The sequence below is a fragment of the Mesorhizobium sp. B2-3-11 genome (assembly GCF_006442215.1).
Classification (GTDB): domain Bacteria; phylum Pseudomonadota; class Alphaproteobacteria; order Rhizobiales; family Rhizobiaceae; genus Mesorhizobium; species Mesorhizobium salmacidum.
On the sequence record NZ_VFVS01000010.1, the window covers coordinates 39,802 to 58,048 of the forward strand.

Annotated in this window: 23 protein-coding genes; 12 read left to right on the forward strand and 11 right to left on the reverse strand. The window is 63.0% G+C overall.

Going from position 1 to position 18,247, the window contains the following annotated elements:
- Positions 1 to 24: 24 nt before the first annotated feature.
- The 6 genes from FJ960_RS15370 to FJ960_RS15395 are packed head-to-tail and all read right to left on the reverse strand — an operon-like array spanning position 25 to position 5,439.
- Positions 25 to 1,635: a molybdopterin-binding/glycosyltransferase family 2 protein gene (locus FJ960_RS15370; protein WP_140715053.1), complete on the reverse strand. Its 1,611-nt coding sequence runs from the start codon at positions 1,633 to 1,635 to the stop codon at positions 25 to 27.
- Positions 1,632 to 2,336 (reverse strand): XdhC family protein, encoded by a 705-nt coding sequence (locus FJ960_RS15375; RefSeq protein ID WP_140715055.1) that lies wholly within the window; start codon positions 2,334 to 2,336, stop codon positions 1,632 to 1,634. Before FJ960_RS15375 ends, FJ960_RS15370 begins: the two co-directional genes overlap by 4 nt.
- 6 nt (positions 2,337 to 2,342) lie before the next feature.
- The gene (locus tag FJ960_RS15380) at positions 2,343 to 2,681 is read right to left on the reverse strand and encodes an XdhC family protein (RefSeq protein ID WP_140506339.1); all 339 of its coding nucleotides are present in this window, start codon (positions 2,679 to 2,681) and stop codon (positions 2,343 to 2,345) included.
- Between the two features lie 49 nt (positions 2,682 to 2,730).
- Positions 2,731 to 3,981, reverse strand: coding sequence for a VWA domain-containing protein (locus tag FJ960_RS15385; protein WP_140715057.1), 1,251 nt, complete (start codon positions 3,979 to 3,981; stop codon positions 2,731 to 2,733).
- Positions 3,982 to 3,985: 4 nt separating this feature from the next.
- Entirely contained in the window at positions 3,986 to 4,915 is a 930-nt protein-coding gene (locus tag FJ960_RS15390; protein WP_140715059.1) for a MoxR family ATPase, read from the reverse strand.
- A complete protein-coding gene (locus FJ960_RS15395) occupies positions 4,912 to 5,439 on the reverse strand; it encodes a flavin reductase (RefSeq protein ID WP_140506344.1) in 528 nt (175 codons plus the stop codon). The genes FJ960_RS15390 and FJ960_RS15395 overlap by 4 nt, the downstream gene beginning before the upstream one ends.
- Positions 5,440 to 5,612: 173 nt before the next feature.
- Here FJ960_RS15395 and FJ960_RS15400 point away from each other — a divergent pair, with 173 nt between their 5' ends.
- Positions 5,613 to 6,686 carry a branched-chain amino acid ABC transporter substrate-binding protein gene (locus FJ960_RS15400; RefSeq protein WP_140715061.1) on the forward strand — a complete coding sequence of 358 codons (1,074 nt, stop codon included), beginning with the start codon at positions 5,613 to 5,615 and terminating at the stop codon, positions 6,684 to 6,686.
- Positions 6,686 to 7,711: a P1 family peptidase gene (locus tag FJ960_RS15405; RefSeq protein WP_140715063.1), complete on the forward strand. Its 1,026-nt coding sequence runs from the start codon at positions 6,686 to 6,688 to the stop codon at positions 7,709 to 7,711. Before FJ960_RS15400 ends, FJ960_RS15405 begins: the two co-directional genes overlap by 1 nt.
- A 9-nt stretch (positions 7,712 to 7,720) precedes the next feature.
- Here the strand turns inward: FJ960_RS15405 and FJ960_RS15410 are convergent, their stop codons facing one another.
- Complete coding sequence (locus tag FJ960_RS15410; RefSeq protein ID WP_140715065.1) at positions 7,721 to 7,975, reverse strand: DUF2171 domain-containing protein; 255 nt, start codon at positions 7,973 to 7,975, stop codon at positions 7,721 to 7,723.
- 277 nt (positions 7,976 to 8,252) lie between these two features.
- Between FJ960_RS15410 and purB the strand changes: the two genes are divergently transcribed.
- Positions 8,253 to 9,560 carry an adenylosuccinate lyase gene (purB, locus tag FJ960_RS15415; RefSeq protein WP_140715067.1) on the forward strand — a complete coding sequence of 436 codons (1,308 nt, stop codon included), beginning with the start codon at positions 8,253 to 8,255 and terminating at the stop codon, positions 9,558 to 9,560.
- Positions 9,561 to 9,737: 177 nt separating this feature from the next.
- Here the strand turns inward: purB and FJ960_RS15420 are convergent, their stop codons facing one another.
- Positions 9,738 to 10,550 (reverse strand): VOC family protein, encoded by an 813-nt coding sequence (locus FJ960_RS15420; RefSeq protein WP_140715069.1) that lies wholly within the window; start codon positions 10,548 to 10,550, stop codon positions 9,738 to 9,740.
- A 245-nt stretch (positions 10,551 to 10,795) separates the two neighbouring features.
- On the opposite strand from FJ960_RS15420, the gene FJ960_RS15425 reads away from it, so the two are divergent.
- Together FJ960_RS15425 and FJ960_RS15430 are read left to right on the forward strand one after the other, a co-directional pair.
- Positions 10,796 to 11,344, forward strand: a complete 549-nt coding sequence (locus FJ960_RS15425; RefSeq protein ID WP_140506571.1) for an alpha/beta hydrolase — start codon at positions 10,796 to 10,798, stop codon at positions 11,342 to 11,344.
- On the forward strand, positions 11,296 to 12,642 hold the full coding sequence (locus FJ960_RS15430) for an acyltransferase (protein WP_246672839.1): 1,347 nt from the start codon (positions 11,296 to 11,298) through the stop codon (positions 12,640 to 12,642). Before FJ960_RS15425 ends, FJ960_RS15430 begins: the two co-directional genes overlap by 49 nt.
- A gap of 47 nt (positions 12,643 to 12,689) precedes the next feature.
- Here FJ960_RS15430 and FJ960_RS15435 read toward each other — a convergent pair whose 3' ends face one another.
- Positions 12,690 to 13,463: an HpcH/HpaI aldolase/citrate lyase family protein gene (locus FJ960_RS15435; RefSeq protein WP_140715071.1), complete on the reverse strand. Its 774-nt coding sequence runs from the start codon at positions 13,461 to 13,463 to the stop codon at positions 12,690 to 12,692.
- Positions 13,464 to 13,573: 110 nt separating this feature from the next.
- Positions 13,574 to 13,894, reverse strand: coding sequence for a DUF1476 domain-containing protein (locus FJ960_RS15440; protein WP_140506359.1), 321 nt, complete (start codon positions 13,892 to 13,894; stop codon positions 13,574 to 13,576).
- Here FJ960_RS15440 and FJ960_RS29510 point away from each other — a divergent pair.
- From FJ960_RS29510 to FJ960_RS15475, 7 genes are all read left to right on the forward strand, one after another.
- Complete coding sequence (locus FJ960_RS29510) at positions 13,884 to 14,063, forward strand: hypothetical protein (protein ID WP_140506361.1); 180 nt, start codon at positions 13,884 to 13,886, stop codon at positions 14,061 to 14,063. The genes FJ960_RS15440 and FJ960_RS29510 overlap by 11 nt on opposite strands.
- Before the next feature lie 105 nt (positions 14,064 to 14,168).
- Positions 14,169 to 14,963 (forward strand): phosphoribosylaminoimidazolesuccinocarboxamide synthase, encoded by a 795-nt coding sequence (purC, locus tag FJ960_RS15445; RefSeq protein ID WP_013532127.1) that lies wholly within the window; start codon positions 14,169 to 14,171, stop codon positions 14,961 to 14,963.
- Positions 14,964 to 15,006: 43 nt separating this feature from the next.
- On the forward strand, positions 15,007 to 15,249 hold the full coding sequence (gene purS / locus FJ960_RS15450; protein ID WP_013895864.1) for a phosphoribosylformylglycinamidine synthase subunit PurS: 243 nt from the start codon (positions 15,007 to 15,009) through the stop codon (positions 15,247 to 15,249).
- A 256-nt stretch (positions 15,250 to 15,505) separates the two neighbouring features.
- Positions 15,506 to 16,174, forward strand: coding sequence for a phosphoribosylformylglycinamidine synthase subunit PurQ (purQ, locus tag FJ960_RS15460; RefSeq protein WP_015318137.1), 669 nt, complete (start codon positions 15,506 to 15,508; stop codon positions 16,172 to 16,174).
- A 64-nt stretch (positions 16,175 to 16,238) separates the two neighbouring features.
- Complete coding sequence (locus tag FJ960_RS15465) at positions 16,239 to 16,904, forward strand: glutathione S-transferase family protein (RefSeq protein WP_140715073.1); 666 nt, start codon at positions 16,239 to 16,241, stop codon at positions 16,902 to 16,904.
- Entirely contained in the window at positions 16,901 to 17,308 is a 408-nt protein-coding gene (locus FJ960_RS15470) for a hypothetical protein (RefSeq protein ID WP_140715075.1), read from the forward strand. The genes FJ960_RS15465 and FJ960_RS15470 overlap by 4 nt, the downstream gene beginning before the upstream one ends.
- A 7-nt stretch (positions 17,309 to 17,315) precedes the next feature.
- Entirely contained in the window at positions 17,316 to 17,957 is a 642-nt protein-coding gene (locus tag FJ960_RS15475; protein ID WP_140715077.1) for a Pr6Pr family membrane protein, read from the forward strand.
- Positions 17,958 to 17,965: 8 nt separating this feature from the next.
- Here the strand turns inward: FJ960_RS15475 and FJ960_RS15480 are convergent, their stop codons facing one another.
- The gene (locus tag FJ960_RS15480; RefSeq protein WP_140715079.1) at positions 17,966 to 18,217 is read right to left on the reverse strand and encodes a DUF1127 domain-containing protein; all 252 of its coding nucleotides are present in this window, start codon (positions 18,215 to 18,217) and stop codon (positions 17,966 to 17,968) included.
- Positions 18,218 to 18,247: the final 30 nt, after the last annotated feature.

Sequence of the window (18,247 nt, forward strand, 5' to 3'; positions counted from 1 at the left end):
CATGCGGAATACAGGCCGGGTTTGTCAATCCTGCAGCACGCCGCCTGCGCTTTCCAGCGCCTCTCGGGTGTCGACGTCGACGGATGCGCCCTCGCCGATCTCGACATCGATGACGTCGAGCCCCTCGGCCTCGACCAGATGGCGTGCGCCGGTGTCGCCTTCGAGATGGGCGAGGGCCGCGAACAGCGAACGCGGCAGGAGCACCGGATTGCCGCGTTTGCCTTCATGCGAGGCGCGGACCACTGAGTTGCCGCCGGCCCGGCGGAAGGCATCGATGAGCCTGTCAAGGTCGTCGGATGCGACACCTGGCATGTCTCCCAGAACGATCATCGCACCAGCGATGTCCTCGGGGAGATAGGCAGTACCGGCCTTCAGCGAGGTCGACAGGCCATCGGCAAAATCGGGATTGTCGGCGAAGGTGACGTCGAGGCCCGACAATGCCGCGCGGACCCGCTCGCGCTGATGGCCGGTGACGACAATCGTGCCTGAAGCCTTCGAGGCGAGCGCGCGTTCGGTGGTGCGGCGCACCAGCGGTTGACCGTCGAACAGCGCCATCAGCTTGTTCGGTCCGCCCATGCGGCTCGACCGGCCCGCCGCCAGAAGCACGATCCCGACCTTAAGCCGGTTTTTGGCCGGCAGCGGCTCGCGCGGCTGCGGCCGCGTCGGTATCTCCATCAGCAGGCCGCCGACACCCATGCCGGCGATGTCGCGCGCGGTGACATCGAGGCCTGCAATCAACCGGTCGAGCACCCAGTCGAAGCCGTTTTCCTTGGGGCTGCGGGCGCAGCCAGGCGCGCCGATGACGCGCTTGCCGCCGAGTGTGCCGAGCACCAGCAGATTGCCGGGATCGACAGGCATGCCCGCGCGGATGACGGTACCGCCCGCCCTCTCGATCGCCGCCGGAATGACGTCGGCGAAATCGCTCATGGCTGAAGCCCCGAAGATCACCACCATGTCGTTGTCGCGCGCAAGCGCGATGGCGGCCTCGGCGACAGGGCCGATCTCATGCGGCGTGCGGCGCTCCGCCGTCAGCCTGCCGCCCGAGCGCGACAGCCGGGCTTCGGTGACGCGCAACGTCTTGTCGAGCACAGTTGGTTTGATCCCCGGCAGCACCGTCTGAACGACACCTACACGCACCGGCTGATAGGCGTTGACGGCAAAAATTTCGACGCCGGCGCAGATTTTCACCACGGCGTCGACCAACGCGGAAGAGACCGCGAAGGGAATGATCTTCACCGTCGCGACCATCTGGCCCTTTTCGACCGGCGCGTGCCGGGCCAGCGTGGCGATGGTGATGGCGGGATCGACGGTATTGATGGCGTCGATGACAGCGGCGTTGACCGTGAAGATACCAGCCGTCTTGGCGTGGAGATTGACCCGACCGGTGGCGGCAGGCTTCGCCTCGATGCCGCCAAAGGTCATGCTCTGCGCAATTCTTTGCGCCGCGGCGTCCTCGCCGAGATCGTCAGGGGTCAGCACGGCCGCGACGACCTGCAGGATACCCGCCCCTTTGAGTATGGAGACATCTTCGGCGCTCAGCCTGTGCGCCTTGCGAAACCGCTTTTCGCCCGCCGTGGTGGCATGCGCCAGCACCGCCCCCTCGGCGGCCTCGATTGGTATCGGACCAAATTTCACGCCGCCGCGCCCTTCACATCGAGACCGCGCGAGCGGAAGGCAAGGATGGTCTGCGCGAGAATGGCGACGGCGATCTCGGCGGGGCTTGCCGCCCCGATGTCCAGCCCGATCGGCGCGTGGATACGCGCGATCTGGTCGGCACTCGCGCCCAGCGCCAGCAGGCGCTCGACGCGCTTGGCATGCGTCTTGCGGCTGCCAAGTGCCCCGACATAGAAGCAGTTGGCGTCGAGTGCCGCCTTCAGCGCGAAATCATCGATCTTCGGGTCATGGGTGACAGCGGCGAGCGCGGTGTAACTGTCGAGCGGCTGGCGCTCCAGCACATCCTGCGGCCAGTCGGCATGCAAGGCGACGTCGGGAAACCGGTCCGATGTGGCGAAGGCGGTCCGCGGATCGATGATCTCCAGGGGATAGCCGGCGATCCGGGCCATCGGCGCGAGCGCCTGGCTGATATGGACGGCGCCGATCACCACCAGGCGCGGCTGCGGCAGATGCGCATTGAGAAAAAATGTCCGACCTTCCGCCTCGACGGAGCCGGAATCGCCGGAGCGAAACGCCTTGGCGATCGCCGCTCCGAGATCGCCGGCGACCTGATCGCCCTCCCGCACGATACGATCGCGACCGTCACCGAGATCGGTGACGAGGATCGCCGCGCGGCGGGCGCGTCGTTCGGCATTGAGCGTCTTCAGCGCGTAGGGATCCATCCGAGGTCAGCCCAATCGCTCAACATAAACCTTGATACGGCCGCCACAGGACAGGCCCACCTGCCAGGCCGTCTCATCGGCGACACCGAACTCCAGCATCTTGGCCTTGCCGGAGCCGATGACGTCGACCGCCTCGGTCACGACGGCGCCCTCGACGCACCCACCCGAAACGGACCCGTGGAAATTGCCATCGGCATCGATGACAAGGTGGCTGCCGACCGGGCGTGGCGCCGAACCCCAGGTCTCGACCACGGTCGCGATAGCCACATCCTTGCCGTCCTTCATCCAGGTTTCCGCGATGATCAGCGGGTCGCGGGCCTCATCGAGATAAATGCTGTCGCTCATCGTTGCTTCTCTCAGGGTCTATTTTTCCAGGGAACCAGGAAACATATGGCTATGCGGCGTGCCTCGCGCCAGCACCCATCCACCGCCGCGGATCGACCGAAAGCGCCGATTTCTTGTCGAGTGAGGCGCAGAGATCGGCGAGCGCTTCGAGATTGTGCACCGAGCGGAATTCGTCGACATGCGGCAGCATCGCCTTGACGCCTCGGGCGCGCGCCTGAAAACCATCGAAGCGCAACAACGGATTCAGCCATATCAGCCGCCGGCAGGATTTGTGCAGCCGCTCCATCTCTTCCGACAAGCCCATGACGTCGTCGCGCTCCAGCCCGTCGGTGATCAAAAGCACCATCGCGCCCTGTCCCAGCACGCGCCGCGACCATACAAGGTTGAACTCTGCCAGCGTATCGCCGATGCGCGTGCCGCCCGACCAGTCCTTGACCGCCGCCGAGCAGTCGGCAAGAGCGGCATCGGGATCGCGGTGGCGCATCTGCCGGGTCAAATTGGTCAGCCGCGTGCCGAAGACGAAAGTGTGCACGCGCCGGCGCTTTTCCGTCAGCGCATGCAGGAAATGCAGGAAGATGCGCGTGTACTGGCTCATCGAACCGGAAATGTCGGCCAGTACCACCAGCGGCGGGTGGGTTTCGCGGACCGAGCGGAATTTCGGCAGGATCAATTCACCGCCGGTGCGCGCCGCCGAGCGCATCATGGCGCGTGGATCGATGCGGCGGCCGTGCGCATCGGCCTTGAAGCGGCGGGTCCGCACCATGTCGAAAGGCAATCGCAGCTCGGCGATAGCCTTCCTGGCATCGGCCATCTCGGCTGCGTTCATCTGCGCGAAATCCTTGCCCCGCAACACCTCGTTGCCGGAAAAGGTGAAGCGGGCGTCGACTTCGATCTCAGGGACTTCCTGCGGTGGTTGCTTTTTCTGGTGGCCTTCGAACATCGCCTGGCTGACGCGGTTTTCGGCCGCGCGCGGCTTCTGCTTCTGCCTGACGTCGGGGGCCACCGGCGAAAACATCGCCAGCAGCTTTTCGATCAGTTCGCGCGATTTCCAGAACAGCCTGAAGGCTTCGTCGAAGGTGGCGTGATCCTCATGCCGCGAGACCAGCACGGCGTGCAGCGTCCAGTAAAAATCATCGCGCGAGCCGATGCCGGCGACGAGCACCGCCTCGATCGCGTCCTTGACCGAGGCCGGCCCGACCCGCATGCCGGCCTTGCGCAAGGTGCGGGCGAAATAGACGATATTGTCGGCGATCCGCCCGTCCTCGGTCGCCTCTCTGGGGTCGGGACGCGACGCCTTCATTCCCCTACTCCGCCGCCGCGAGCTCGGCCTTGACCTCGTCGAGGATGCGCCGGCCCTCACCCGCACCGATGCGGGCAATGTCGTCCTGGTATTTCAGCAGCACGCCGATCGTGTCGGACACGGTCTCCGGATCGAGCGCCACCTTGTCGAGTTCAGTCAGTGCACCGGCCCAGTCTATGGTTTCGGCGACGCCAGGTACCTTGAACAGCTCGAGCTGGCGCAGCTTCTGGATGAAGGAGACCACTTCGGCCGAAAGCCGCTGGTTGGCCCGAGGCAGCTTGCGGCGCACGATCTCCAGCTCGCGTTCCGTATTGGGATAGTCGACCCAGTGATAGAGGCAGCGCCGCTTCAGCGCGTCGTGGATCTCACGCGTGCGATTGGTGGTGATGATGACGATCGGCGGCTCTTCCGCCTTGATCGTGCCGAGTTCAGGCACCGTCACCTGGAAGTCGGAGAGGATCTCGAGCAGGAAGGCCTCGAACGCTTCGTCGGTGCGGTCGAGCTCGTCGATCAGGAAGACCGGGGCCGCGCCCGTCTTGCCGGTCAGCGCATCGAGCACCGGCCGGCGGATCAGGTATTTTTCCGAGAAGACGTTGCGCTCCATGGCGGAGCGCTCGACCTTGCCGGCAGCCTCCTCCATGCGGATTTCTATCATCTGCGCGGCGTAATTCCACTCATAGACGGCCGAGGAGACATCGAGCCCCTCATAGCATTGCAGGCGGATCAGCCGGCGGCCAAGCGCCTCGGCCAACACCTTGGCGATCTCGGTCTTGCCGACGCCGGCCTCCCCCTCGAGGAAAAGCGGCCGTTTCATGCGCAGCGACAGGAAAAGTACCGTTGCCAGCGACCGGTCCGCGACATAGTCCGCGCCGGTCAGGAGATCGAGCGTCTCATCGATCGTCCGCGGCACGGGGCGCGGTTTCAAGTCGCTCATTCTTTCTCCGTGGGTGCGGCCGCCCCACTTTCCAGGACGTGGTAGCCGCGCGCGTGGTAGATCAGCGGCCGCAAATTATCGCCCATGCGAAGGCCTGTCACCTTGCCAAAAAGCACACGATGGGTGGCCAGGTCCTTGGTGTCGATCAACTCGCAATCGAAAACGGCGAGCGCGCCCTTCAGCGTCGGCGCGCCGGTGGAAATCACGTCCCACTCGCCAAGCGCGAAACGCTCTTCGACCGGCAACCCAGTCATACCGGAGAATCCAATCGACAGCGGCTCCTGGTGCGAAGCCAGCGTGTTCAAAGCAAACCTGCCGTTCTTCACGAACGGCTCGTTTTTGGGGTTTTCACGGTTGAGGCAGACCAGGATGGTCGGCGGCGTGTCCGACACGGAACAAGCCGCGATCACCGTCGCGCCACGCTTGCCGGCGGGTCCGTCGGTGGTCACCACATGAACGTGACCGGCAAAATGGCTCATCGCGTCGCGATAGGCCTGCGGTCCAATATCGTTTATCTTCAGCACTGGAGATTTCCACAGCCAAAACCTGAACTGTTATATATGGCCAGACATCAGATGCCACAAGCGAAGTGCTTGGCCCATATCCGGAATTCGCGTGTTGCACCAAGGCCGGACAGCCTTTAGGTCTTGGCGGGAATTGGCGCCCGCGCGCGGGCTTGGAGGGACGGTTCGACAGGATGCGATCCGGGGGAACGATATCCATCGCACTGGCCTGGCTGTTGCTGACCGTTGCCGCCGGCGCCCAGACGCTCACGATCGGCGTCGCCGCGCCCCTGTCGGGACCATCGGCCATCCTCGGCAAGCAGATCGAGGCCGGCGCCCGGCTGGCGGCAGAGGCGAACGGCATCCAGTTCAAGACCGTGGATGACGCCTGCACCGGCAACGGCGGCGCCTTGGCGGCCAGCGAGTTCGTGGCAGCCAAGGTCAATGTCGTGATCGGCTTCCTCTGCACGGAGGCTATCGAAGCGGCGATGCCTGTCCTGAAGGACGCCAACATCCCGGTCATCACCATCGGCGTGCGAACCGAAAGCCTGACCGACCGCCGCGCCAAGACCGGCTGGCCGGTATATCGCTTGGGACCACGCGGCGACGATGAGCGCAACGCTGTCGCCTCTAACCTCACCCGGCTGTGGCGTGACGAACTGTTCGCCATCATCGATGACGGCACCATCTATGGCCGCGAGATCGCCGAGACATTTCGCGCGGCGGCCGAGCAGGCAGCGCTGAAACCGGTCTTCGTCGACACGTTCCGGCCGCAGCTCGACAACCAGATCGGCCTGGTGGGGCGACTGAAAAAGGCCGGCGCCACGCATGTTTTTGCCGGCGGCGACGGCGACGACATCGCCATCATGGGGCGCGATGCCGCCCAGCTCCAGACGGGCATCGTCCTCGCCGGCGGCGAAAACCTGCGCACGCCGCCCGGCGACGTGCCTTATGCAACGGGCACCCTGATGATCGCGCCGCCCGAATGGGCCGATGTCGCGGACCCTAAAGTGCTGGAGAGCTTCTCCGCGCAAAAGATCGTGCCGGATGGCTACACCTTGCCGGCCTATGCGGCGGTCGAGATCGCCAAGGCGGCGACGGCGGACGCTGCTGGCTCCGGCAAACCACTGACCGATGCGCTCACCGGGCATGATTTCACCACGGCGATCGGGCCCGTCCGCTTCGACGCCAAGGGCGACCTCAACCAGAGCCCCTACCGTGTCTTCCGCTTCGACGGCACCCGGTTCGTGCCCTTGGAAAACAACTGATGTTCCGCACCGGTCCGCGCAATCTCATATCAGACGTTGCCGGCCTGCGCGTCGGCAGTGCTTCCGATGCCAGGCTTAACTCCGGCGTGACGACCGTCCTTTGCGACGAGCCGGCGGTGGCGGGTGTGCAAATCCTTGGCGGCGCGCCTGGAACCCGCGAGACGGATCTGCTGGAACCGCACAATTCCGTGGAGACAATCCATGCGGTTGTGCTGTCGGGCGGTTCGGCCTTCGGCCTCGATGCTGCGTCCGGCGTGCAGGCCGCGCTACGCGAACGCGGCATCGGCTTCGAGGTCGGCGGCTTCCGGGTGCCGATCGTTCCGGCGGCGATCCTGTTCGACCTGCGCAATGGCGGCGACAAGGACTGGGGCCGCTATCCGCCCTATCGCGACCTCGGCTACGAGTCGGTACAGGCAGCCGCCGTCGATTTCCAACTTGGCACGGCCGGCGCCGGTACCGGTGCACTGACGTCGGGGCTGAAGGGTGGCCTGGGTTCCGCCTCGACGTTGCTGGACAATGGCGTCACCATCGGCGCGCTGGCGGCCGTCAACCCAACCGGATCGGTCACCGTCGGCCGCACCCGCTATTTCTGGGCGGCGCCCTTCGAAATCGGCGATGAATTCGGCGGGCTCGGTTATCCCTCGCCCATGCCCGACGACGCAAAGCGGATCTTGCTGAAATACCGCGACAAGGATCACGGGCGGCAGATGGAAAGCGGCGGCAACACGACCATCGCCATCATCGCGACAGACGCGGTCCTCACCAAGGCCGCCGCGAAACGCCTGGCGATTTCGGCGCATGACGGCTTCGTGCGCGCCATCTGGCCAACGCACACGCCGGCCGACGGCGACCTGGTGTTCGCGCTGGCCACCGGCAGGAGCGGGGTCGAACTGACCGCCGACGCAGCGGTCGATCTCTATGCCGCGGCCGGCGCCACCATGGCGCGGGCCATCAGCCGTGGTGTGTTTGCCGCGACGCCAGCGGGCAACGATCTGTTTCCCGTCTGGTCGTCGCGCCTGGGCTAAAGCCTTCGATCAAACCGGATCGGATTTTTCTTCCTCGAACGTCACCGCGACATCCGAATTCGCGGACAACCACACCTTCTTGCCATCGACCTCGGCAACCAAGGCCAGGGAAATATAATAGTGATGGCCCTTGTGAGCGCCCTCGCCGCTGTCGGCCCTGGTCAGCTTGATGCGCTGGCCCTCGACCTTGTCGACGGTGCCGATATGCACGCCATCGGCGCCGACGACTTCCATGTGCTCACGAATTTTGCTGGTGTCGGTCATGTCAGGTTCTCCATTGGGGTGGTTGCCATTGGGATTGCCGACAATAACAAATGACGAGCGGATTGGATGCATCGGCTTTGGCCCGCACGACGCTTTGATTGGGCAATCAACCGCGCCCAATCTCCTCTAAGGTCCATGCGCCCGCCTTCACTCGTCTGTGGAATCCGGCTCTATTTCCGCTTGACCGGCCTCTGGTTTGCGCAGCAGCAACGTTGAGCATTTTGCCCGCCTCTGTTAGGACGCGACCAACGCAACGCGAAGCTGGAAATCGATCCATATGATCCCTCGCTACTCCCGGCCAGAAATGGTCGCCATCTGGGCGCCCGAAACCCGGTTTCGCATCTGGTTCGAAATCGAGGCCCATGCCTGCGACGCGCTGGCCGAACTGGGCGTCATCCCCAAGGAAGCGGCTAAGACCATTTGGGAAAAGGGAAGCGCGGCGGAATTCGACGTCGACAAGATCGATGCGATCGAACGCATCACCAAGCATGATGTCATCGCCTTCCTCACCCATCTTGCCGAATTCGTCGGGCCCGACGCGCGCTTCATCCATCAGGGCATGACGTCCTCGGACGTGCTCGACACCTGCTTTGCGGTGCAACTCACCCGTGCCAGCGACATCCTGCTCGCCGACATCGACATGTTGCTCGCAGCGCTCAAGCGCCGCGCCTTCGAGCACAAGGACACTGTCACCATTGGACGCAGCCACGGCATCCATGCCGAGCCGACCACCTTCGGCATCAAGCTGGCCCAGGCCTACGCCGAATTCTCGCGCTGCCGCGAGCGGCTGGTGCACGCGCGCGAAGACATTGCCACCTGTGCAATTTCAGGGGCGGTCGGCACCTTCGCCAACATCGAGCCCTATGTCGAGGAACATGTGGCCCAAAAACTGGGACTGAAGCCGGAACCGGTGTCGACGCAAGTGATTCCGCGCGATCGCCACGCCATGTTCTTCGCCACGCTCGGCGTCATCGCCTCGTCGATCGAGCGGCTGGCGATCGAGGTCCGGCATTTGCAACGCACCGAAGTGCTGGAAGCGGAAGAGTATTTTTCGCCGGGCCAAAAAGGCTCGTCGGCGATGCCGCACAAGCGCAACCCGGTGCTGACCGAAAACCTCACCGGCCTTGCCCGCATGGTGCGTTCCATGGCGTTGCCGGCGATGGAGAACGTGGCGCTCTGGCACGAACGCGACATCTCGCATTCCTCGGTCGAGCGCATGATCGGCCCGGACGCCACGGTGACGCTCGATTTCGCGCTATCACGCCTGACCAGCGTCGTCGACAAGCTGGTCGTCTATCCCGAGAACATGCTGAACAATATGAACAAGTTCCGCGGCCTGGTGCATTCCCAGCGCGTGATGCTGGCGCTGACGCAGACCGGCCTGTCGCGCGAGGACTCCTACCGGCTGGTGCAACGCAACGCCATGAAAGTATGGGAACAAGGCGCTGATTTCCTTGAGGAACTCCTTGCCGACAAGGAAGTGACAGCCGCGCTGCCGGAGGCGCAAATCCGCGAGAAATTCGACCTGGGCCACCACACCAAGCACGTCGACACGATTTTCAAGCGGGTGTTCGGAGAGGCGTGAGTACAGCTTCTTTCTCCCCATACCTACCGGGAGAAGGTGCCGGCAGGCGGGGCGGCACCGACTTCGGCGATGAACCCTCGTCGGCTTCGACAATCTCAAGACTTGCCCTCATTGCCCTGCCGGGTCTTTCTCCCCGTATAGATGGGGGAAAGACGCTCGCGCCGACGCTTTCGCCAATCAAGCCTTGCCGGGAACAGTCCTGATCACCGTGCCCCAGGGGTCCTCGCGGGTCGTTTCGCTGCTCACATTATCCGAACGCATCTCTACCCAGGCGAGGCCCGAACGGGCCGGGTCGCGGCGGCCGGCGCCGGCGCTCTGCCAGGCATTGGCGCCGATGTGGTGGTGGTAATGGCCTGACGACAGGAACACCGCCTGGCCGCCATATTTGGCCACCGTGTCGAAACCGAATTCCTGGTTCCACCAGGCTTCGGCCTCTTCCGGCCTGCCGACGCGCAGGTGGACATGGCCGACAATGCTGTTTTCCGGCGCGCCCTGCCAGCCGGCATCGCCGGCCGGCACTTCGGCAACGACAGAAGGAATGTTCATCCGCTCGGTCGCCATGGCGATCCTGTCGCCGTTCCATTTCCAGTCCTGCGGGCGGCGGTCGGCATAGATCTCGATGCCGTTGCCCTCGGGATCGGTCAGGTACAGCGCTTCGCTGACCAGATGGTCCGAAGCGCCCTCGATGGCGATCTTGTCTGCGATGGCATGCTTGATCCAGCGGCCGAGATCGGCGCGGCTAGGCAGCAGGAATGCCGTATGGAAGAGGCCGGCGCTGCGCGGATCGTCCGGCTTGGCGGACACGTCCGGTTCAAGGACCAGCAGCGGACGGTCGGCTGCGCCCAGGGTGATCGCACCATCGGCACGGCTCAGTTCCTGCAGGCCGACAACCCGGCGATAATAGGCCGCGAGGCTTTCGGCATCACGCGCCTTCAGCCCGACCCGGGCGACGCTCACCGGCGTGGTGGCGGCAAATGGCAGTTCGCTCATCATTGTCTCCGTTGCGGCGACGTTTCGCGAAGTTCCCAAAGCCAGGACCCCGGCGCCGCCGATCATTGTTCGTCGTGTCAGCGCCAAAATCCCGGTCCCTCCACGGCTGTTTCTTTCCCGACAGAGATCGTCGATCGCCATCGTTCACACAAGACCGCGAAAAGCGAACATGGTGTTCATCATTGCGAGCGTGAGCGCATCCATCAACGGTTGCATCAGACAATCGCGCTCGCTATCTCAGCGCCATGAAAGTCAAGGACGCAGATATTCTGATCATTCCCGGATACACCAATTCCGGGCCCGAGCATTGGCAGACCCGCTGGCAATCGAAGCTGTCGACGGCGCGGCGCGTGGAACAGGCGGAGTGGTCTAAGCCGGTGCGCGAGGACTGGACGGCGAGCGTGGCCAAAGCGGTCAACGAGGCGCAGAGACCTGTCGTTCTCGTCGCTCACTCACTGGGAGTGGCCGCGGCCGTACAAGCCATTCCGCAATTTCAGAAGCCGGTCGCCGGCGCCTTCTTCGTGGCACCGCCCGACGTCGCCAATCCCAAGATCAAGCCAAGGCATCTGATGACCTTCGGCCCTTATCCGCGCGAGCCGCTGCCGTTTCCCTCCATCTTGATCGCCAGCCGCAACGATCCCTTTTGTCCCTTCGATGTCGCCGAGGACATCGCCGGCGCCTGGGGCTCACTGTTCATCGACGCCGGCGAGACCGGTCATCTCAGCGAGGATTCAGGCTTCGGCCCATGGCCAGAAGGCTCGATGACCTTTGCCAAGTTCTTGACGGATCTCTAGTCGCTCGGCCGTCCATGCCCCGCTTTTGGAGGTTATATGCCTGGCAAGACGATGGCCGCCGGGCAGCTTTACGGCAAATGGCCGGTCGGATAAGCCAAGGCGGCTGCGAAGTAAGGGGCTGGGATTTGCGTAAGGACGATTCGCTGGAATTGTTGCGGGGCGTTGCGTCAATCGTCGTGATGTTCTGGCACACGCTGCTCGGTTTTGCGCCTTCGGCGAGCGGTATTTTTGCGAATGGCCCAGCCAACTCGTTGCAAACGAGCTTCTTCTTCGTCGCGCTGAATGGCCAGTCCGCCGTGTATCTGTTCTTCGTGCTGTCCTCCTTCGTGCTGGTGAAACGTTATTTCGCGAGCCGCAAGATCGGGGATCTCCTGCTGGCCGCGGCCAAGCGCCTGCCACGGCTTGCGGGGCCCGTGCTTGTCACGGTGCTGCTGTCCTGCCTCATCTTCAGGCAGGAGCTGTATTTCTTCCGGGATGCGGGCGCCCAGACCGGATCACCCTGGCTCGCCAATTTCGCCTATGCCGCAAAGCAGCTGACGCCAGAGACCGCGAACTTTTCGGACGCCTTCGCGCAAGGGGCATGGCGGACGTTCATTTTCGGGGACAGCTACTACGACACGAGCCTGTGGACCATGTGGTTCGAGTTCTGGGGCAGCCTGATGGTCTTTGCTCTCGCGCCGGCCATCTTCTTCCTGCACGACCGCATACCTTCGCTTTCCTGGCTCGTGCTTGCCATCGGCGTGTTCTTGGCGTGGTTGGTCAATTTCGTTCTGGTCGCCTTCCCCGTCGGGCTTTCGCTGCATCTTCTGCTCGCCTCGAAATTTCGTCCGAACGCTTGGACAAGGCTGGCCCTCGTCGCTGTCTCATTGGCTTTGCTGGGCTATGCCGGGAATTCGGTTGGCATCTACCGCCCCTTTGCCGTGCTGGAGGCCGGCGGTCTCCCCGAGAGCGCCAGGCGGGCCTATATCGCCACTTTGGGCAGCGTCATGCTCATCTATGCCGTGGTGGCCTCGCAGAGCCCGCCATCGTGGCTGACGGGCAAAGCCGCGCGCTTCTTCGGCGACTTGTCATTCCCGCTTTATCTCGTGCATGTGCCGGTCATCTGCTCGTTGGGGTCCTGGGTTTTTTTGACCAGCGGCTCCGCTGCCTTCGGCGCGGCAGCGGCCATGCTGGGCTCGGTCCTCACGGCATTGCCGCTAGTGGCCTTCAACAATTGGTGGATCGCAGTGCTTCGCGTCCTGTTCGACAGATTCAGGCGCATCGACACAGTAGCGGCGGCTGAAACCGCGCATATCTGATCGCAGAGCGCCCCGGCGAGAGGCTAGCGAAATCCCGAGGAGCCTGCTCAGGCCCCGATCGAATCCTTGATGTCTTTCAGCAGCGTCTTGGCTCCCAGCGAAATCAGCGCGTGTTCGGATCCGGTGGCCAGCAGGCGGTAGCCCATCGACACGACGCGGCCGGCAATGGCCGGTTCGATGACGTAGATCGCGGCGTGTTTGCCGGCCTTGCGGGTGCGTTCGGCGATCGAAGCCACGGTTTCCATCATGCTTTCGAGCGTCGAATTGACGGTCGTGCCGTCCGACCAGGCGATCGAGAAATCCGATGGGCCGAGGAAAATGCCGTCGATACCCGGCGTATCGAGAATGCCGTCGAGCGCGTCGAGCGCGGCACGCGTTTCGACCATGGCGAAGGCCATGGTGCGCTGGTTGGCATCGCGCAGCCAATCGGCTTGGTCGCCCTTGCCGTGACGAGGAAAGGCGTAGGTCGGCCCCCAGGAGCGCTCGCCGAGCGGCGGGTATTTCATGGCGGCGGCAAACATTTTTGCGTCGGCCACCGAATTGACCATCGGCGCAATGACCGCTTCGGCGCCGAAATCAAGCGCCCGGCTTGCCATGTCGAAGCGGCCGACGGGAATGCGCACCAGCGCCGGCTTGCCGGTGGCGAGCACCGGGGCGAGACCGCGCAGCACGCTGTCCTCGTGATGACCGCCATGCTGCATGTCGAGCGTGACGGCATCGAAGTCCTGCCTGGCGAGGATCTCCACGGTCAACGCGTCCGGCACGCCGGACCAGGCGGTGACCAGCGTTTCATCGGCGGCAAGACGGGACTTCAGCGACATCTAATCTCTTTCCTTGTTAGCGTCGGCAGTTTCAGCCGGAAACCGCCGCAAAGGCAAAGAAAAACCGCCCGGATCGGCCGGGCGGTCGATTGGTCCAGTAAGAGGCCGGATCAGGTGTTCCTGATCTGCTCGATCGCCTGCGCCATCAGTTCATCCATGGTGCGGCGGATCTGGTGATCGGACTGCTCGACGCCGGCGGCGTCGAAATCCTTGCGGATCTTGCGGAATACGTCATGGTCGCCGGCTTCCTCGATGTCGGAAACAACCACTTCCTTGGCGTAGGCGTCGGCGTCGGCACCCGATTTTCCGAGCTTTTCGGCGGCCCACAGACCAAGCGCCTTGTTGCGCCGCGCCGAAGCCTTGAACCGAAGCTCCTCGTCGAATGCAAATTTGCGCTCGAAGCCCTCTTCGCGGTCTTTCATGCTGCTCATGGAGTCCCTCCGGGTCAAATCCGATTCGTTGGCAGGTGAATATGTGTTGCCGAAGCACAAACCAAAAGGTCGCGGGCCGGTCAATATGCTTCGTCATATGCTGCGCTGCGGCATTTCAGTCCCGAAAGCGGTTGATTGGAAGGATTTGCCGATTGAGCAAACGGTGTGATTGGGATAGACCCGGCATTGAACGTCACCGTCGCCGCATTAATTCAGGCGGACGGACAGGAAGTGGTCGCTTACCGCCTGCCCGCAAATCCAGAGAAAAATTCAAATGAAAAATCGCCGCCGCATTTATGAAGGCAAGGCCAAGATCCTCTATGAGGGACCCGAGCCGGGCACGCTGATCCAGTTCTTCAAGGACGACGCAACCGCGTTCAACAAGAAGAAACACGAGGTCATCGACGGCAAGGGCGTGCTCAACAACCGCATTTCCGAATACATATTCAATCATTTGAACCGCATGGGCATTCCGACCCACTTCATCCGCCGGCTCAACATGCGCGAGCAGCTGATCAAGGAAGTCGAGATCATCCCGCTCGAAGTGGTGGTGCGCAATGTCGCCGCCGGTTCGCTGTCCAAGCGCCTCGGCATCGAGGAAGGCACCGTTTTGCCGCGCTCGATCATCGAATTCTACTACAAGGCCGACGCGCTCGACGATCCGATGGTTTCGGAAGAGCACATCACGGCGTTCGGCTGGGCAAGCCCACAGGAGATCGACGACGTCATGGCGCTCGCCATCCGCGTCAACGATTTCCTCTCCGGCCTGTTCATGGGCGTCGGCATCCAGCTGGTCGACTTCAAGATCGAGTGCGGCCGCCTGTTCGAGGGCGACATGATGCGCATCGTCGTGGCCGACGAGATTTCGCCGGACTCCTGCCGCCTGTGGGACGTGGCAACGCAGGACAAGCTCGACAAGGACCGTTTCCGCCGCGACATGGGCGGCCTCGTGGAGGCTTATCAGGAAGTCGCCCGCCGCCTCGGCATCATGAACGAGAACGAGCCGCCGCGTCCGACCGGCCCGGTGCTTGTAGCCTCGACCGACGGCCTCAAAGGCAAGCCGCACTGATAGCGGCTTGCGCCCCAACATTCAGAACAGGAGCATGTCCAGCGTGATCAAGGCCCGCATTACCGTCACCCTCAAGAACGGCGTTCTGGACCCGCAAGGCAAGGCAATCGAACACGCACTGTCAGGGCTGGGCTTCGATGGCGTCGGCGCGGTGCGGCAAGGCAAGGTGTTCGACGTCGAACTGGCGGAAAGCGACAAGGCCAAGGCCGAAGCCGACCTCAAGGCCATGTGCGACAAGCTGCTGGCGAATACGGTGATCGAGAATTATAGTGTGACGCTTACCTGAGGTTGTGTCGGAGGCAATTTGCCGGAAGTGAATGAGTTGATGTTCGAGCTGCTGAAATGCGTGCATCACGAAATTGGTGAACTTCGTCAGGATGTTCCGAGACGAAACGGGAATTGAGTGTTATGCGGGGTCATGTGGTGGCAACGCAAAGTGACATCTATGGCATTCTCGCCCGCCAGGATGATCGATTTGAACGCATAGAACGCCGTCTCGACCCGCGCGAACTTGCCGAAGCTCAGAGGCCTTACGAACCAAAATGAAATCAGCTGTCGTCCTCCTGCCTGGCCTCAATCGCGACCGCGACATGATTGCGGCGCTGACCAAGATTTCCGGACAGGCGCCGGCAACCGTCTGGCAGACCGACACAGAAATCCCCGATGTCGACCTGATCGCCATCCCCGGCGGCTTCTCCTTCGGCGACTATCTGCGCTGCGGCGCCATCGCCGCGCGCATGCCGGTGATGCGGGCGGTCGCCGAAAAGGCCGCCAAGGGCGTCATGGTCATCGGCGTCTGCAACGGTTTCCAGATCCTGGTCGAGGCGGGACTGCTGCCCGGTGCGCTGATGCGCAACACCTCGCTGAAATTCGTCTGCCGGCAAGTCAAGCTCGAGATCGCCAACGCCAACACCATGTTCACCCGCCGCTACCAGCCGGGCCAGATCATCCGCTCGCCGGTTGCGCATCATGACGGCAATTACTTTGCCGACGCCGACACGCTTGCCCGTCTCGAAGGCGAAGGCCAGGTGGTGTTCCGCTATGCCGAAGGCACCAATCCGAACGGCTCGATCAACGACATTGCCGGCATCGTCAATGAACAAGGCAATGTGCTTGGCCTGATGCCGCATCCCGAGAACCTGATAGAAGCAGCGCATGGCGGCAATGACGGAAGGGCGCTGTTCGAAGGCGCCCTGGGCATTGCCGCTTGAAGTTTGCAACCGCAACCTTAAGAATTGCGGTAATTCAAAATCATAGCGTGAGGGAGAGACGGTCATGAAACTCTATTCGCGGCCGTTGTCGCCCTACTCTTCGATTGTGCGGGCACTGGCCTATATCAAGGACGTGCCGCTCAAGATCATCGCGCCGCCCCCGGGTTTTCCGATCCCCGAAGAGTTTCGCGCCATCTCGCCGATGAACCGGATTCCGGTTCTGATCACCGGCTCGGGCGAAACGATCGTCGAATCGGTGGTCATCGCCGAATATCTTGAGGAGCGGTTTCCCGAACCGGCGCTGTTACCGCCCGATTCGAAGGACCGCGCGCTGGTGCGCATGTTCGCCCGCATCACCGATCTCGATGTGCTGACGCCGACGATGAAGCTTTTCGAGCTGCATTTCGTGCCGAAGCGCAACACTGCCGAGATCGACGCCCAATTCGCCCGTCTCCACCATGGGCTGGCGGCCATCGAGGCACGCATGGCGCAAGGCCCCTTCGCGCTCGGTAGCGACATCAGTTTCGCCGATGCTTGGCTGACGCCGACGCGGTTCATCCTCAACAATTTCCGCGCCATGACAGGCCACCACGACTTGCTCGACGCCTATCCCAAATTCGATGCCTATGAGCAGATCGCCTCGCAGCACCCCGCATTGTCCAGGGTGTGGGGCGAGATGATCGACGGCCTCAAGACGTCTCTATCCGAACTTGAAATGGGTGCCGCTTGATCAAGACGAGGACGATTGCCATCGTCGCCGCGGCGGGGTTTGCGTTGGCATCGTGCCAGTCGAGCCCCAAGAGCACGCCTTTGCCGTCGGGCAAAAGTGCCGCGCTGCTGGCGATGGAACAAGTGGCGATATCGGCCCACAAATGCTGGATCGCCAGCAAGGACCCTGCTTTCAAGCAGTATCAGATGGCCAATGAGTTGAACTCGTTCAGCGGCCAGCCGCGCTTCCTTCTGGTGCCGGCCAAGCACTATGGCGGCAAACCGCTGCTGGTCGTGCAGGCGCAGGGGAATTCAAGCCATGTCGACGTCTTCGGACCGTTGATGAACGACCCGCTTGGCGCGCGCATCAGCTCGGATGTCGCGCGCTGGCAGGCGGGCAATCCGGCCTGCGCAGCCACCGCCTGAGCCAGCCATGGGCCGGTTCCTGCAGACCGCAGGGTTGGTAGTTGGCCTGATAGCGCTTGCCCTGCAGTTCTCGATCACCATTCCAGCGTCGATGGAAGCGGGCCGCGGCCTGTTTGGCTCGATCGTGTTCTATTTCAGCTTCTTCACCATCCTGACCAACATTGGCGCCGTGCTGGTTCACACCTCGCTGTTGTCATCCAACGGCCATGCGTGGCTGCCGGCCTTTGCCGGACCACGGATGCGCGCGGGCGTCGCGGTTTCGATCACCCTGGTCTTCATTGTCTATGCCACCCTGCTGGCGCGGCTCTGGCAGCCACAGGGCCTGTTCCTGCTCTGCGACGTCCTGCTGCACTACGTGACGCCGGTGCTGTTCGTGCTTTGGTGGCTGACGTCAGGCGCCGACGGCAAAACGAGATGGAGCGATATTTCCTGGTGGGTTGTCTATCCCATCGCCTATCTGGCCTATGCGCTGGCGCGGGCGCCGCTAGCGGGCGAGGTGCCCTACCCCTTCCTCGATATCGCCAGGAATGGCGTTGAGAGCGTCACTATAGCGGCGCTCGCCATCACCGCGCTGTTCGTGGCGATATGCGTCGTCGCCATTTTCGTCGATCACGGCGTCGGACGCCTCAGGAGCAAAGGCATCCGATAGACCGGTCCCTATTCCCAGAGCGGCTTGATGCCTTCGCGGTGAGCGTCGCAGCGCGAGATGCCGATATCCTTGAGTTGATCGTCGGTCATCTCCAGCAGTGCCAGCCGGCCGCGCCGGCGCTCCAGCAGATGGTCGATCCATTTCGCCAGCGACCTGATCACTTGCACCAGTCGGCCGGCGAAGCGGCGCTGCCCGGACGGGCGTGCAGGCTGGCCGAGCAATTCGGTTCTGGAGTGGCGGAATGTTCCGATTGTATCCATTTTCTTTCTGCCAAATATCAATTGCACCCT

What these genes read in the sequence shown, in the direction of transcription:
- FJ960_RS15410 (WP_140715065.1), bottom strand. Translation starts at nt 7,975, where the DNA reads ATGACCGACACCAGCAAAATTCGTGAGCACATGGAAGTCGTCGGCGCC.
- purC (WP_013532127.1), top strand. Translation starts at nt 14,169, where the DNA reads ATGAAAAATCGCCGCCGCATTTATGAAGGCAAGGCCAAGATCCTCTAT.
- purQ (WP_015318137.1), top strand. Translation starts at nt 15,506, where the DNA reads ATGAAATCAGCTGTCGTCCTCCTGCCTGGCCTCAATCGCGACCGCGAC.
- FJ960_RS29510 (WP_140506361.1), top strand. Translation starts at nt 13,884, where the DNA reads ATGCTGCTCATGGAGTCCCTCCGGGTCAAATCCGATTCGTTGGCAGGT.
- FJ960_RS15480 (WP_140715079.1), bottom strand. Translation starts at nt 18,217, where the DNA reads ATGGATACAATCGGAACATTCCGCCACTCCAGAACCGAATTGCTCGGC.
- FJ960_RS15420 (WP_140715069.1), bottom strand. Translation starts at nt 10,550, where the DNA reads ATGAGCGAACTGCCATTTGCCGCCACCACGCCGGTGAGCGTCGCCCGG.
- FJ960_RS15440 (WP_140506359.1), bottom strand. Translation starts at nt 13,894, where the DNA reads ATGAGCAGCATGAAAGACCGCGAAGAGGGCTTCGAGCGCAAATTTGCA.
- FJ960_RS15385 (WP_140715057.1), bottom strand. Translation starts at nt 3,981, where the DNA reads ATGAAGGCGTCGCGTCCCGACCCCAGAGAGGCGACCGAGGACGGGCGG.
- purB (WP_140715067.1), top strand. Translation starts at nt 8,253, where the DNA reads ATGATCCCTCGCTACTCCCGGCCAGAAATGGTCGCCATCTGGGCGCCC.
- FJ960_RS15475 (WP_140715077.1), top strand. Translation starts at nt 17,316, where the DNA reads ATGGGCCGGTTCCTGCAGACCGCAGGGTTGGTAGTTGGCCTGATAGCG.
- FJ960_RS15375 (WP_140715055.1), bottom strand. Translation starts at nt 2,336, where the DNA reads ATGGATCCCTACGCGCTGAAGACGCTCAATGCCGAACGACGCGCCCGC.
- FJ960_RS15435 (WP_140715071.1), bottom strand. Translation starts at nt 13,463, where the DNA reads ATGTCGCTGAAGTCCCGTCTTGCCGCCGATGAAACGCTGGTCACCGCC.
- FJ960_RS15380 (WP_140506339.1), bottom strand. Translation starts at nt 2,681, where the DNA reads ATGAGCGACAGCATTTATCTCGATGAGGCCCGCGACCCGCTGATCATC.
- FJ960_RS15430 (WP_246672839.1), top strand. Translation starts at nt 11,296, where the DNA reads ATGGCCAGAAGGCTCGATGACCTTTGCCAAGTTCTTGACGGATCTCTA.
- FJ960_RS15425 (WP_140506571.1), top strand. Translation starts at nt 10,796, where the DNA reads ATGAAAGTCAAGGACGCAGATATTCTGATCATTCCCGGATACACCAAT.
- FJ960_RS15390 (WP_140715059.1), bottom strand. Translation starts at nt 4,915, where the DNA reads ATGAGCGACTTGAAACCGCGCCCCGTGCCGCGGACGATCGATGAGACG.
- FJ960_RS15400 (WP_140715061.1), top strand. Translation starts at nt 5,613, where the DNA reads ATGCGATCCGGGGGAACGATATCCATCGCACTGGCCTGGCTGTTGCTG.
- FJ960_RS15405 (WP_140715063.1), top strand. Translation starts at nt 6,686, where the DNA reads ATGTTCCGCACCGGTCCGCGCAATCTCATATCAGACGTTGCCGGCCTG.
- FJ960_RS15465 (WP_140715073.1), top strand. Translation starts at nt 16,239, where the DNA reads ATGAAACTCTATTCGCGGCCGTTGTCGCCCTACTCTTCGATTGTGCGG.